The organism is Natronocella acetinitrilica, assembly GCF_024170285.1.
Lineage (GTDB): Bacteria > Pseudomonadota > Gammaproteobacteria > Nitrococcales > Aquisalimonadaceae > Natronocella > Natronocella acetinitrilica.
Genome location: NZ_JALJXV010000006.1, coordinates 56,427 through 70,676 on the forward strand (window position 1 = coordinate 56,427; position 14,250 = coordinate 70,676).

Consider the following 14,250-nt stretch of genomic DNA (forward strand, 5'->3'; position numbering starts at 1 on the left):
CCGGCCAAGTTGCTCAGGGCCTACGCGGCCGACCTGTTAAGACACACTAACGGTCGTCGCAAGCGAGGTCTGTATGCCTACCCACGTAGTTCATCTCGTCGATGGCAACGGCACGACTGCGTGACACATATCGGCTAGTCTTCATCCAACTCGAATGCCTCTAGTTGCACGTTGAAGGTCATGTGCAGTGGCTCGTCGGCGCCTTCAGGCTGCGCCTCGATGATGAACTCAAAATTCCGCTGACCGCTGGCGTCCACGGTGCCGAAGTACGAGACATGGCCGTCGGCTTCGACTGCGCGCATGTCGATGGTTTCGCCGTGACCGCTCAGATTCTCGTGTTTCACAGTCAAGTCTGCCGGAACGGCTGCCTGATCCTGTCGATTGTCGAGAACGACGAGGTTGAGCAGGACCAGATCCGATTCGGGTTCGATGCCGTAACGCTGCGTCATGGCCTCGGGCAGAACATGGGCACGGACGACATTAGCCTGGACAGTAAAATCATCAAATTCGACGACATGTCCCAGCGGCTGCTGATCCCCAGCCGACTGCTCGACAGATTCTTGAGTCTCGGCCGAGTTGTCGACCTGCTCAGTTCCGTCACAGCCGGCCAGCCCGACCAACATCACGACGGAAAGCGCGACGTTGTGGACGGTATTTCCTTGCACGATATTCATGATGCGTTCTACTCCACGGCAATGGGATTAAGCCGCTAAAGCGCTTCCCTTGCGCGAACGGCGACCATTACTCTTGAGGACAGTGGAAACCGCGTCTGTGCGATGTCGGACTGAGCGAACGTCTGTTTCGGGACACCAGGGAAGCGCTGAAATATTCACGCCGCCGCGCTCACGTCCGGTTTTCGGCGGTCGCTTACCGGTTTCCTGGCATTTTTTGGCTTGACCAGAATAGTGCGATAACGAACATCCATTTCCCCTCGCAGATGTAACACTCCGGAAACAAGCTGGAGCGTTCACTATGCGCAACTTGCCCACATTCCTCGCTTCAAGCACACCGCCAATGTGGTTGATAAACAAATCGGCAGGCTATGTTGTTTGAATTCCTGCAGCCGTTGATAAGCCTGCTTCAGGCTTACCCATTCCTGTTTATTTTTGTCGGCATGCTCTTCGCCGGAGAGACCGTCCTGTTACCGGCCATATTCCTGGCTGTTACAGGGCATCTTGACCTTGCAGCAGTGATCTCGCTCGCGATCCTGGCCACTGTCCTGTCCGATCTCGCCTGGTATGGACTCGGCCGAAAATTCCCGGCAACGGCACTCGCGCGGATTCCCGGGCGGCACAGTAACAATGTCGTTCGTGGTCTTGAACGTATGTTCAGTCGCAAGGGCGCGCAAATCCTGTTTCTTTCCAAGTTCGTGTATGGCACGAGAACGATCACCCAAGTCCTTGCGGGTGTCCACGACATGGCCTTCCGCACCTATATCGTCGTCAACTTTCTCGGTGTCCTGGCACTTTCTGCCGCTCTCGTTGCAATCGCCTATTCAATCGTCGGGTCGTCCCGGCAGCTTGGCGACATTTTTGAGCGCCTGGAGATCGCATTCCTGCTGTTCGTCGTGATTGCCGTGGCCACCAACTATCTGGTGAGCCGCCTGTTGAGAAGCAAATGGTCTCGGTAGTCATACCGGCGTTCAATGAGGTCGACACCATTGCCGGCGTCATTGCCAGTGCCCGACAGCACCCTCGTGTTGAGGAAGTCATTGTGGTGGATGACGGTTCAGGGGATGCGACAACCCAGGTGGCAGAGGCAGCGGGTGCCCGAGTCATCCGTCTGGATCGAAATGCGGGCAAGACTGCTGCATTGGATGCAGGCGTGCGTTCGGCGAAGGCCGACATCCTGTTATTTCTTGACGCTGACGTCACCGGGCATACCCAACAAACCTTGTCCCAAATCATGCAACCGGTCATCGAGGGTCGCTTCGAAATGAACGTGGGCTTGCGCGCCCGCTCGACACTGATGCTTAACCGGGCGCTGCGATATTTCCCGATCATCGGCGGCGACCGCGCCTTGACGCGTCGTCTATGGGAAGCCATCCCGGCGAACGGCGTCGATGGCTTCGAGATCGAGATCGTCCTGAACTACACCTCAAAGCAGTTCGAGAAGGGTATGGGGTTCGAACTGGTATACGGCACGTCCCACCGGATCAAGGAAAAGAAATACGGTGTCGCGCTTGGCGCCGCTCGACGCGCGGGCATGATCGGAGCGATCCTGTCGATCTCGTTCCGACTTTACATACTCGGGTGGATCATTCCGAGGGCGGTGCGTGTCAAGGAGAGACTCACGACGCTGGTCCGTGCCAGTGCGAATGGCAAGGGAAGCGCCTGATCCGAAATCAATATGTCCGGATGGGCTGTCCATCGGTTGATTGACCAACGGGCCTCGCCGGCGTTTTGTCTGTCCTGGATTCACTGGGCGGCTGTAGTCGTGCCACCCAGGCGAACAGGACGCCGGCGGCTACGCCGCCCAAGGCCATCAGAATGGTGCATGACACATCCCTGGTGGCACCGATCAGAAGGGCCAACGGCGACAGCCAATTGACCAGCGGAATCCCAACCAGGATGGCCAGGCCACCGGCAAGCCCAAACCACGGCAATGGGTTTCCGAACCGCCAAACCACCAACCAGGCAACGACAAAGGCCACCAACAACGCCGGCAGCACCACGTACCCCCCGTACATCAGGCTGAAACCAGAGAAGATGTCGGCGAGAGTGGCTCTCAGGTTGATGCCCGGGCCGATGTCTGCACCGATTGCCGTCAGGGCAGCGAGATTGTACTGGGTCTGGACAATCGAACCCCATAGAACGGTCAGAACGACTGCGGCCAGGAAGCCAAGGAGCAGGCGCAGCAGCGACTGGGAACTCATAAGCGTGTTTCTTGGGTGCATGAATCACTCTCCTGCGCTTGATCAGCGTACCGGCGCCACCCGTATCAACTGCCCTTCGGGCTCGTCGGTGATCAGGTAAAGCGCACCGTCGGGACCAGTCCGTATATCCCGGATTCGCTGCTCGAGTTCCTCGAACAGAGTGTCCTGGGCGCCCGGCTCGCCCCCGTCCAGCATCGGCACCCGCCGAACAGATTCCTCCGCCAGTGCCGCGACGAACAGGCTCCCTCGCCACTGCGGAAACAACTCCCCGTCGTACAGGGTCATGCCGGACGGGGCAATTGACGGTGTCCAGTGCAGCAGCGGCTGCTCCATGCCGTCATAGGACGTGAACGGTGTGATTAGTGCGCGGCTGTAGTCCTTGCCATGACTGATAATCGGCCAGCCGTAGTTCCTGCCTGGAAGAATGACGTTGAGTTCATCGCCGCCCCGCGGGCCGTGTTCATGGGCGTAGATCACGCCCTGGTCACGGTCGTTCACGATGGCCTGCACATTGCGATGGCCGTAGCTGTAGATTTCTGGCCTTGCGTTAGCTGTGTCCACGAAAGGATTATCGTCGGGCACGGTGCCGTCATCCCGAATGCGAATGATCTTGCCCAGGTGGCTGCCGAGATTCTGCGATTCCTCGCGAAAGTAGAAGCCATCACCAGTGCCGATCAACAGCGTGCCGTCGTCCATCCAGGCCATGCGGCCGCCATAGTGTGCATCGCCACTCTTTGGAGGCTGTGCCGTGAAGATGGGCGTTACGTCGAACAGGGCTTGCCCGTCGAATCGGGCACGGACAACACGCGTATGGTTCTCGTCGTCATTCCCGTACGCGAACGACAGGAACAGAATTCCGGAGTCTGCGAAATCTTCGGCCAAAAGCACATCGTGCAACCCCGCCTGGCCCGACGAGAACACCTCGGGCAGCCCTGCGACGGGAGTCGGCTGGAGCCCATCAGACGTCACAATGCGCAACCGACCTGGCCGCTCCGTGACCAATATGGCACCGTCCGGCAGGAACGTGATCGACCAGGGATGCTCGAGCGGCTCGGCCAGCACCTCCAATTGATAGTCTACGGCGCCTGCCGTCATTGACATGGGTGCAGCGATCGCGATCAGTAATGGAAGCAGCTTGCGCATAGATTTCCCGGATCTCGGATGATTCGACTTCGCGCCGAGGAGCTAAGCGGCTCCATTTGGGGTTACTGCAGTCTTCACGTGTATTTGGGTTGATACCGTACGGCACCGCACACGGCGCTGCTCCGGTAACAGGGGTCGCGGCGAGAATGGGATCGATTTTCGGGATCACCCGGGGCTTCGGCACATGGCGAAGCAGCAGGTCCGTTAAGCGACGGCTCTCCCGTATCTTCGTGCGAGGGGGCTTGCCGTCAGGCCGTGCACCAGGACGGAAGCGAAAACCACCATGCTGGTGAGCGTCCAGATCAGCGCTCCCTCGTCGATGTATCCAACGACCAACGTTGTATAGAACAGGGCTCCAATCCCCAATGGCCCGAACCATCCTATCAGCCAGGCGTCTCGCCATCCGAGAGACGGGGACAGACGATACAACAGAAGCAGCACGGGAAGGCGTCGAAAGAGCAGCACGGCCACAACGACGAGCAACCCGGTCCAGCCTAACCGCAACCACTCGTCCCAGGGGATCACAAGCCCGAACAAGGTAAAGGCTGGCAACGTGAAGAAGCTGTTGACGGCTTCCTGGACGTTTTTCTCCGCCGCACGTTCCTGCGCGCCGACAAACTGGTCAAAGGCCACGCCGGCCACGAACACGGCGAGAATTTCCTCAACGCCAATCAGCATGGCCCCACCCAACACGAGCAGCGTCAAAGCCAGCGTGTAGGCGAGAAAGGAGCTCTTTTCAATGCTGTGTCGATCTTCCGCGTGATGGAGCAGCCGCCCGGCCACGGCGCCAATGATCACGCCAAGCACAATTGCACCCAATATCTTCCAGAGGAAGATGTCTAAAAGCCAGACGCCCACCGCCGAGTCCCCTGATCGGGTCATGAATAACACCGGGAGCATCACCAGCAAGTAAGCCAGTCCGTCATTGCTTCCGGCTTCCGCCGAAATCAGGTAGCGGACATTGGGAGAGAGGTTTTTCTTCGCGGCGCTGCCGTTCACGATTGAGGACGCCACCACGGGATCCGTGGGGGTAACAGTGGCACCAAACAGCAGGGCTGCAAGCAGAGATAGTTCCAATACGCCGAAGGCAATGGCCCCGGATACCAGCGCCGTCAAGGGCATCAGCACACCCAAGAGGATGGCCAACGTCCTCCACTCCCGGCGGATGAATGCCCGAGGCAGTCTCAGCGAGATTCCCATCACGGCAATCGCCAACGTGATGCGAAAAGCTTCCTCCATGATCAATTCGGGGTTACCCCAGCGAGCTGGGCTGAGCAGATCCAGACCCACAGGGCTGAGCGCTATCCCCATGAGCATCATGAGAAGTGGAGGAGCCAGAGGCGTTCTCTCGATAGGACGGGAAACAAGAGCCAGCAAGAGCACGGACAATCCGACAACGGTGATTGCGATGTACAGTTCGCTCATGTTGAGTCTCAGTGGTCTCTCACCACCGGAGCGACCTGGAAATCGCCCGGTCGGCAGGGTGCATCAAGGGCAATCGGCGCTCAGCGGGGATTGTGCCTTGGCCGGTGGTGCACACCAGCGGCAGCCGTAGCCTGATGAGCCGACCCAGGCTTCAGTCGCATCGGCGGCCCTGTTGCCACTCTGGTTGACCGACTGCTGGTGCGCGCGCGGCGATGGATAGCGTGGCGCTCTGGGTTTCGTTTCTCTCTCTGAAAGAGATCAGGCGCCGTTGGCGTTCATCCCAGAGGGCAAGCGATACGGCCGCCAGACTCTGGCGGAGCGTGATGCGACCGACACCCCGAAGTTCCGGATAGTCCCGCAGCACTTCGCCGAGCCGGTATGACGGGATCCGACTGCACAGGTGATGGACATGGTGCACGCCGATGTTGGCGCTGAACCAGCGCAGCATGCCCGGCAATGCATAGTGCGAACTCCCGCGAAAGGCCGCCTCATGGAATTCCCACTGGTCCTCGTGTTCCCAGTAGGTTTCCTCGAACTGGTGCTGGACATAGAACAGCCATACGCCCATCACCGAGGCGAGCAGCGTAATGGGTAGCTGCACGAGCAGGAAATCCCCAACACCCACGAGCCAGATCACGCCAGCGGCCACAACAATGATGGCCATATTCGTGCTCATGGTGCTCACCCAGGGCATCCACCCCGACCGCATGAAACCCACCGGCAACCGATGATCCAGCAAGAAGATATACGCCGGGCCGATTCCGAACAAAACCAGAGGATGACGATACAAGCGATAACGCAGCCTGTGATGCCACGAGAGGCCCTGGTACTCCCGAACGGTCAACGTATCGATACCACCGACACTGGGTCGGTCCAGGTGGCCGGAACTGGCATGATGGATTGCATGGCTGTGTCGCCACAGATCGTAAGGCGTCAGGGTCAACACCCCGATGACCCGCCCAACCCAGTTGTTGGCAGGCCGAGAACGGAAAAACGACCCGTGGCTGCAATCATGCTGAATCATAAACAGGCGCACGAGGAAACCGGCGGCGGGCAACGCAAGCACCAGCCCAACCCAGTAGCCTGCGCTTACGGCAATCCAGGTCAGCGTCCAAAGGAACGCGAATGGGACGGCCGTAACAACGATCTCCGCAAGGCTTCGCATGATGCGGGGTTCACGGTAGCGAACCAGCAGGCGGCGCCACGCCTGCGGGTCGCCTGCCCTGTCGACACTCGACGTTTCTACACTCATTCGGTGACTCTCTGACGACCAGTGCGCCTCCGGTTCTGGCCGATACAAACCGGCAGCCATCGGCGAAGCAGTCAGGTTGACTTGAGAAACGGCTGTCGTCGGTGCGTCGGTGAACACACCCCGGTATGACCAACGGTCGATGAAGCAAAGGAAGCCCGTTGGTTGGGTGAGAGCGCAAACCTCGTAACGCTGCGCGCTACGTCAGCTTATCCCCCAGGGTGTGTTCCACCCAGAGCTTCTGTACAGAGACCATTGCCACGATCGTGAGCGGTGCGGCGAGGATCAACCCAACCGCGCCAAAGACGAGCCCGAAGAGTACCTGAACGGAGATCAGCAGCGCTGGCGCGAGGTTGACGGCCTTGTGCTGGATCATGGGCACGACGACGTTGCCCTCGATGTTCTGAATAACGAAGTAGCCGACCAGCACAATGAGCCCTGTCTGCATTCCCTCGGTAAATCCCACCGCGACGATTGGTACGGCCGCCATAATCGGGCCGATGAACGGGATGAAGGTGAGCAGCGCCGTCAACACCCCAAGCGCAAACCAGAGATCGATGCCGAGCGCGAAGAGCCCAAGCGCAACCGTTCCCCCAAGGAGAGCCATAGACACGAATTGTCCGAGAAACCACCAGCGCAGTGCGTGGGCAACCGCTGACAGAGTGTTATCCACCAGCTCGCGTTTGTCTGGTGGCACGAGGCGTATTGCCCCCTGTCGGTAGAGTCCCGGCTTCGCTGCAAGGAAAAGCGTAAGAACGACAAGGATGATAAGGCTTGCGACGGCACCGAACGCGGTCATTATATGCGCCGCCGTCTCGCCCGCGGCTCCGGACAGGACGCCATTCTCGACATTCATGTCCTCCATCATTGTCATCATGCCGAGTTCGGTGAGCCAGGCGTGCACCCGCTCGGCAAAATCGAGCACCGTCTCACTTACTTCCCGGAACTGCTGCACGAGGCCTGCAGCCGACATCCCCAACGAACCGATAATGACCGCTGCGATGCCAATCGTGACACCCAGAAGCGCCCACCCGCGGGAGACAGGTAGCCACCCCGCGATCGACCGCGAAAGCCCGTCGAGCCCAACCGCAAGAAGCACGGCCGCGAACACAAGTAACAGTAAATCCCCAAGGAGGTAGCCGATCAGAAGAAGCCCTGCCGTCAGCAGGATCGTGTCGGTCCTGATCCAGCGCTTTGAGTCCATGTTTGGGAGCATCCGGGATCCGACAGCTCGGCGAAGAATGCAGGTTGCCCCGCCAAACGGATGATGTCGGTGCGCCGGAGAACACGCACGTGGCGCGCCCAGAGACTTGATTGTTCCGAGAGTTCGAATCACCGCTGGTCGATACAAACAAAAACGGCTCCCATTGGGAGCCGTTTTTGTTTGCATGGCGGAGAGGGAGGGATTCGAACCCTCGATGGGCTTTTGACCCATACTCCCTTAGCAGGGGAGCGCCTTCAGCCGCTCGGCCACCTCTCCTGAACATCAGAGCGCGCAAGGATACGGGAATTGCCCGAAAGCGTAAACCCCGGCGCCGGGCTGAACCGGCGCGTGGACTGGCTCTCCCGCGCAACGCTGCGGGTGACGATTAACCTCGATTGCCGATGTCGGCCTCGTCTTCCCCCTCTTTCTCCTGCCGAATACGCTCGTAGATCTCTTCACGATGCACGGAAACATGCTTCGGCGCATTCACACCAATGCGAACCTGGTTGCCCTTGACGCCCAGGACGGTCACCGTTACCTCGTCGCCGATCATCAGCGTTTCACCAACGCGTCTGGTTAAAATCAGCATTTCCCTTCTCCTCAAGATCCTGGAAACGCGTCGCCGGGAGCGAGAGGGCTCCCATCCTGCCTACCCCACCCTGGTCGGCCGCAAGCGCACCTGCCCTTCATGGCGTGGCAATCATCGACGCAGATTCATTACTGACGACTCATTGCCGTCAACCCTTCAGCTATGTGACTACGATACAGACCAGCATAGGCGTGGAATCCATTCCATGCCCGTGTGGCTTCCCTACCCTGCCTCCTTGCCTTCGACGCGAACCGTTGCGTCGTCATCATCCAGACCGAAGGCGCTATGCAGTGCGCGCACGCCCAGCTCCAGATACTTCTCCTCGACCACTACGGAAATCTTGATTTCGGACGTGGAGATCATCTGGATGTTGATGCCTTCCGACGCCAGGGCCTTGAACATGGTCGTGGCGACCCCGGCGTGAGAGCGCATGCCCACCCCTACGAGGGAGAGCTTCACGATCTTGGTATCACTATACACTTCGCCCTCGCCCATCTCCTCCACAGTTCTCTGCAGGATCTCCAGGGCGCGGTCATGATCATTGCGGTGGACGGTGAAGGTGAAGTCCGTTGCCCCGGACTTGCTCACGTTCTGCACGATCATGTCGATCTCGATATTCGCATCGGAAATCGGCCCCAGGATCATGCCGGCAATGCCGGGGCGGTCGGGGGTGTTCAGCACGGTCAGCTTGGCTTCGTCCCGATTGAAGGCGATGCCGGAAATCAGTGGTTCTTCCATCGTATCGTCCTCGAAACTGATCAGTGTGCCCGGGCCCTCATCAAAGGTAGAGAGGACACGCAGTGGCACATGGTATTTGCCGGCGAACTCCACGGCACGAATTTGCAGGATCTTCGAGCCCAGGCTCGCCATCTCGAGCATTTCCTCGAAGGTGATGCGATTCAGGCGCCGTGCCTTGCTGCAGACCCGCGGATCGGTGGTGTACACGCCATCGACGTCAGTGTAGATCTGGCATTCTTCGGCCTTCAGGGCAGCCGCGAGCGCCACCGCCGTGGTATCGGAGCCGCCCCGACCCAGCGTAGTAATCGCCCCGGTGGAATCGACGCCCTGGAAGCCCGCCACCACGACAATGCGCCCCTGCTTGAGGTCTTCGGTGACGACCTTGGCATCAATTTCCTGAATGCGTGCCTTGCTGTGGGCGCTATCGGTGAGAATCTTCACCTGCGCACCGGTATAGCAACGGGCGGCATGGCCGCGCTTTTCCAGCGCCATGCCCAACAGGGCGATGGTGACCTGCTCGCCGGTGGAAACCAGCAAGTCGAGCTCCCGCGCCGGCGGACGGCTATGGATGGCCTTGGCAAGTTCGATCAACCGGTTGGTTTCGCCGCTCATGGCGGAGACCACCACGACGACGTCGTTGCCGGCTTCCCGGGTCTTGATGACTTTCTCGGCGACATGCTCGATACGTTCGGGCGTACCGACCGATGTCCCCCCGTATTTCTGCACTATCAGAGCCATTGAATTGGTTACCGTCTGCTCAGGGGGCCGTTATTAAACACGAAACGCCAATGATTTTCATGCCTTTATCGCAAACAAGGCCGGACTGGCCGGCCTCGTGCGAACTATTGCAGGCTGTTGCGAACCCAATCGGAGACCCCGGCGATGGCCTGGGGAAGCGCGGACGGATCGGTACCACCAGCCTGGGCGAGATCCGGGCGGCCACCGCCCTTGCCACCGACCTGGCCAGCCACCGAGTTCACCAGGTCTCCCGCCTTGATGCGGCAGGTCAGGTCCTTGGTTACACCGGCAACCAGGCGAACCTTTCCATCCTCTACCGTTGCCAACAGAATGGCGGCGGACCCCAGCGTGTTCTTGAGCTGATCCACGGCATCCCGCAGGGTTTTTGCATCCGCGCCCTCCATCAGGGAGGCAACCACCTTGATGCCATTGACGTCGACAGCCTGGCTGGCGAGATCGCCACCGCTCTGGCTGGCCAGCTTCTGTTTCAGGCGCTCCAGATCACGTTCCGCTTGCCGGTTGCGCTCCAGCAGTTGCTCGACCTTGACGCGGATATTGTCGGGACTCGCCCGCAGCAAGCCGCCGATATCGGCGATGCGCGCAGCCTGTTCTTCGGCCCAGCTAACCGCCCGTTCACCGGTCACGGCCTCGATGCGGCGTATCCCCGAGGCCACGCTGGTCTCGACGATGATCTTGAAGAACCCGATATCCCCGGTGCGCTGCACATGGGTGCCGCCGCACAGTTCCGTGGAAAAATCGCCGAACCTGAGGACGCGCACCTCGTCGCCGTACTTCTCGCCAAACAGGGCCATGGCGCCGAAATCGATGGCCTCGTCATAGCCCATATGGCGAATATCAGCCGCCGCGTTGGCCCGAATCTGCGCGTTGACCATGCGCTCGATACGTTCCTGCTGTTCCGCAGTCACGGGCTCGGGGTGGGAAAAATCGAAACGCAGGCGATCCGGTGCCACCAGCGAGCCTTTCTGGGTGACATGCTTGCCCAGCACCTCGCGCAGCGCCGCATGCAGCAGATGTGTCGCCGAATGGTTCAGCACCACGGCCTGACGCCGCGCGGCGTCTACCAGCGCCTGCAGGCTGTCACCGACGCGGATCACACCCTGCTCGACACGCCCCAGGTGGCCATGGGCCTGACCCTGCTTCTGGGTGTCCTCGACGATAAAGTGGGCGCCATCGGCGATCAGTTCGCCCGCATCGCCGACCTGGCCGCCGGACTCCGCGTAGAACGGCGTGCGATCCATGACGACCATACCGGTCTGGCCGGCCTCAAGCTGCTGGACGCTACGACCTTCCGTGAACAAGCCAGTCACCACGCCCTGATCGCGCAGATGGTCATAGCCGGTGAAATCCGACGCGCCCTCTACCTGAACGCCGCCAGCATGGGCAGTCTTGAACTGACTGGCGGCACGGGCACGCTCACGCTGCTTGTCCATTTCCCGGTCGAAGCCTACCATGTCGAGCCGGAGATTCCGCTCACGGGCGATATCGTTGGTCAGATCAACGGGGAAACCGAAGGTGTCATAGAGCTTGAAGATGGTCTCGCCGGGTATTTCATCCCCGGCGAGCTCGTCCAGCACGCCCTCCAACAGACCGAGCCCCAGATCCAGGGTTTCCCGGAACTGCTCTTCCTCACGGCGCAGGGTGCGTTCTACCTGGGCCTGGGCTTCCGCCAACTCCGGGTAGGCCTCGCCCATCTCCTGCACCAGCGGCGCCACCAGGCGATGGAAGAAGACTTCCGGCTGGCCCAACTTGTAGCCATGACGGACCGCGCGACGGATGATTCGGCGCAGTACGTAGCCCCGCCCCTCGTTGGACGGCATGACACCGTCGGTGATCAGGAAGGCGCAGGCACGAATATGGTCGGCAATGACCTTGAGGGAATCATGCTCGAGGTCACGGGTAGCCGTCGCCTCCCCCGCAGCGGCAATGAGCTTGCGGAACAGGTCGATCTCGAAATTGCTGTGCACGCCCTGGAGGATGGCGGCGAGCCGCTCGAGCCCCATACCGGTATCAATGCTCGGCTTGGGCAGCGGGGTCAGGGTGCCGTCGGCGGAGCGGTCAAACTGCATGAACACGAGATTCCAGATCTCGATGTAGCGGTCACCGTCTTCCTCCGGCGTACCGGGCGGGCCGCCAGCCACCTCGGGCCCGTGGTCGTAGAACACTTCCGAGCAGGGGCCGCAGGGCCCGGTATCGCCCATGGCCCAGAAGTTGTCCTTGGCACCGATGCGGGAAAGACGATCGGCGGGCACACCGATCTCTTTCAGCCAGATTTCGGCAGCCTCGTCATCCTCTTCGAACACCGTGACCCAGAGACGCTCCGGCGGCAGTCCGATCACCTCGGTGAGGAACTCCCAGGCATACTGGATCGCCTCGCGCTTGAAGTAGTCGCCAAAGCTGAAATTACCGAGCATCTCGAAGAAGGTGTGGTGCCGCGCGGTGTAGCCGACGTTTTCCAGATCATTGTGCTTGCCACCGGCGCGAACACAGCGCTGGGAGCTGGTGGCGCGCACATAGTCGCGATGCTCCTGCCCGAGGAAGACATCCTTGAACGGCACCATGCCCGCATTGGTGAACAGCAATGTGGGATCGTTGCCGGGCACCAGCGGGGCACTGGGGACCACGGTATGGCCCTTGCTGCGGAAGTATTCCAGAAACTTGCTGCGAAGTTCGGCGCTGCTGGTCATGGCAATCTGAATTCCGTTGGTCGCTTGCCGGCACTGTGCCACCGGCGTCAGGGTGTACATCAGTCTGACAGATCGTCCTCTTCGCCGAGGACCGTGTATACCTGTTCGGCGGTAAAACCCCGCCCGGCCAGGAATCGGCCCTGCCGCGCCCACTCCTTGCGGTTGGGCGGTTTGCCGGGGCCGAATCGCCGCCGCTTCTGGTCGCGGGCCAGGGCGATCCAATCCACCTCCAGGGCGTCGAGAAACGGACGGTAGATGGCATCGTCCACACCCCGGGCCTGCATGTCCGCGACCAGTCTGATCGGGCCATAGCCCTGCTCGCAGCGATGGCGAAGAAACACTTCCACGAAGCGCTGATCGCTGAGGTAGTCACGATCGATAAGCTGAGCCAGCGCCTGCCGGATCACATCGTCGGCGTAACCTCGCTGCATGAGCTTGAGGCGCAACTCCGACGATGCATGCTCGCGCCGGGCCAACAGCCTGACGCCAGCCTCCACCGCCTGGTCGACGGCTTCCGATTCGTCAGTCACCGCCCTCAGGCTTCAGCCTGGGAGGCCTCCTCGGAACGCTCCGGCGGCTTGGGTAGCAGGATCTCCCGCAACTTCGCCTCGATCGTGGCAGCGGTGTCCGGATTGTCCTTCAGAAACTGGCGAACGTTGTCCTTGCCCTGGCCAATGCGATCACCGTTGTAGCTGTACCAGGCGCCGGCCTTGTCCACCAGGCTGTGCTTCACGCCAAGCTCGATCAGCTCTCCCTCGCGGGAAATGCCTTCGCCATAGATGATCTCGAACTCGGCCTGCTTGAACGGCGGCGCCATCTTGTTCTTCACCACCTTGACGCGGGTTTCGTTACCCACCACCTCGTCACCCTTCTTGATGGCACCGATGCGGCGAATATCAAGGCGTACCGAAGAATAGAACTTGAGAGCGTTACCGCCGGTGGTGGTTTCCGGGCTGCCGAACATCACGCCGATCTTCATGCGGATCTGGTTGATGAAGACCACCAGGGTACCGGTACGCTTGATGTTGGCGGTGAGCTTGCGCAGCGCCTGGGACATGAGCCGCGCCTGCAGGCCCACGTGGGAGTCACCCATCTCACCCTCGATCTCCGCTTTCGGCGTCAACGCGGCCACGGAGTCGACCACCACCACATCAACGGCGCCGGAGCGCACCAGCATGTCGGCGATCTCCAGCGCCTGCTCGCCGGTATCCGGCTGCGACACCAGCAGTTCGTCAACATTGACGCCCAGCTTCTCGGCATAACCCGGGTCCAGGGCATGCTCGGCGTCGACGAAGGCGGCGGTGCCGCCGGCCTTCTGCGCTTCGGCGATGACCTGCAGGGTCAGCGTGGTCTTGCCCGACGATTCCGGGCCGTAGATTTCCACGACACGTCCACGGGGCAGGCCTCCGATGCCCAGTGCCATGTCCAGGGTCAGCGACCCGGTGGAGATGGCATCCACGTCACGCACGGCCCGGGCATCACCCATGCGCATGACCGCACCCTTGCCGAACTGCTTCTCGATCTGGCTCAGGGCGGCCCCCAGGGCCTTCTTGCGATTGTCGTCCATTCTTTCCCCTCTGCGAT

At 60.6% G+C, this 14,250-nt stretch carries 13 protein-coding genes and 1 tRNA gene; 2 read left to right on the forward strand and 12 right to left on the reverse strand.

Going from position 1 to position 14,250, the window contains the following annotated elements:
- Positions 1-134 precede the first annotated feature (134 nt).
- Positions 135-674, reverse strand: a complete 540-nt coding sequence (locus J2T57_RS12715; protein ID WP_253478864.1) for a DUF4426 domain-containing protein — start codon at positions 672-674, stop codon at positions 135-137.
- 368 nt (positions 675-1,042) lie between these two features.
- Here J2T57_RS12715 and J2T57_RS12720 point away from each other — a divergent pair, with 368 nt between their 5' ends.
- On the forward strand, positions 1,043-1,630 hold the full coding sequence (locus J2T57_RS12720) for a DedA family protein (RefSeq protein ID WP_253478866.1): 588 nt from the start codon (positions 1,043-1,045) through the stop codon (positions 1,628-1,630).
- Positions 1,618-2,337: a glycosyltransferase family 2 protein gene (locus tag J2T57_RS12725; RefSeq protein ID WP_253478868.1), complete on the forward strand. Its 720-nt coding sequence runs from the start codon at positions 1,618-1,620 to the stop codon at positions 2,335-2,337. The genes J2T57_RS12720 and J2T57_RS12725 overlap by 13 nt, the downstream gene beginning before the upstream one ends.
- A gap of 7 nt (positions 2,338-2,344) precedes the next feature.
- Here J2T57_RS12725 and J2T57_RS12730 read toward each other — a convergent pair whose 3' ends face one another.
- The 11 genes from J2T57_RS12730 to recA form a co-directional block, all read right to left on the reverse strand.
- On the reverse strand, positions 2,345-2,896 hold the full coding sequence (locus J2T57_RS12730; RefSeq protein WP_253478870.1) for a hypothetical protein: 552 nt from the start codon (positions 2,894-2,896) through the stop codon (positions 2,345-2,347).
- Positions 2,897-2,917: 21 nt separating this feature from the next.
- Positions 2,918-3,976, reverse strand: a complete 1,059-nt coding sequence (locus J2T57_RS12735) for a PQQ-dependent sugar dehydrogenase (RefSeq protein ID WP_253478872.1) — start codon at positions 3,974-3,976, stop codon at positions 2,918-2,920.
- A gap of 246 nt (positions 3,977-4,222) precedes the next feature.
- Positions 4,223-5,443 (reverse strand): cation:proton antiporter, encoded by a 1,221-nt coding sequence (locus J2T57_RS12740; protein ID WP_253478874.1) that lies wholly within the window; start codon positions 5,441-5,443, stop codon positions 4,223-4,225.
- 151 nt (positions 5,444-5,594) lie between these two features.
- Entirely contained in the window at positions 5,595-6,695 is a 1,101-nt protein-coding gene (locus J2T57_RS12745; RefSeq protein WP_253478876.1) for a fatty acid desaturase, read from the reverse strand.
- Between the two features lie 196 nt (positions 6,696-6,891).
- Positions 6,892-7,896: an AI-2E family transporter gene (locus J2T57_RS12750; protein WP_253478878.1), complete on the reverse strand. Its 1,005-nt coding sequence runs from the start codon at positions 7,894-7,896 to the stop codon at positions 6,892-6,894.
- A 185-nt stretch (positions 7,897-8,081) separates the two neighbouring features.
- A tRNA-Ser gene (locus tag J2T57_RS12755) sits at positions 8,082-8,172 on the reverse strand.
- A 109-nt stretch (positions 8,173-8,281) separates the two neighbouring features.
- A complete protein-coding gene (gene csrA / locus J2T57_RS12760; RefSeq protein WP_253478880.1) occupies positions 8,282-8,485 on the reverse strand; it encodes a carbon storage regulator CsrA in 204 nt (67 codons plus the stop codon).
- 222 nt (positions 8,486-8,707) lie between these two features.
- Positions 8,708-9,961 carry an aspartate kinase gene (locus tag J2T57_RS12765; protein ID WP_253478882.1) on the reverse strand — a complete coding sequence of 418 codons (1,254 nt, stop codon included), beginning with the start codon at positions 9,959-9,961 and terminating at the stop codon, positions 8,708-8,710.
- A gap of 104 nt (positions 9,962-10,065) precedes the next feature.
- Positions 10,066-12,666 carry an alanine--tRNA ligase gene (alaS, locus tag J2T57_RS12770; protein ID WP_253479359.1) on the reverse strand — a complete coding sequence of 867 codons (2,601 nt, stop codon included), beginning with the start codon at positions 12,664-12,666 and terminating at the stop codon, positions 10,066-10,068.
- Positions 12,667-12,725: 59 nt separating this feature from the next.
- A complete protein-coding gene (locus tag J2T57_RS12775; RefSeq protein ID WP_253478883.1) occupies positions 12,726-13,196 on the reverse strand; it encodes a regulatory protein RecX in 471 nt (156 codons plus the stop codon).
- Between the two features lie 5 nt (positions 13,197-13,201).
- Positions 13,202-14,233, reverse strand: a complete 1,032-nt coding sequence (gene recA / locus J2T57_RS12780) for a recombinase RecA (RefSeq protein WP_253478885.1) — start codon at positions 14,231-14,233, stop codon at positions 13,202-13,204.
- Positions 14,234-14,250: the final 17 nt, after the last annotated feature.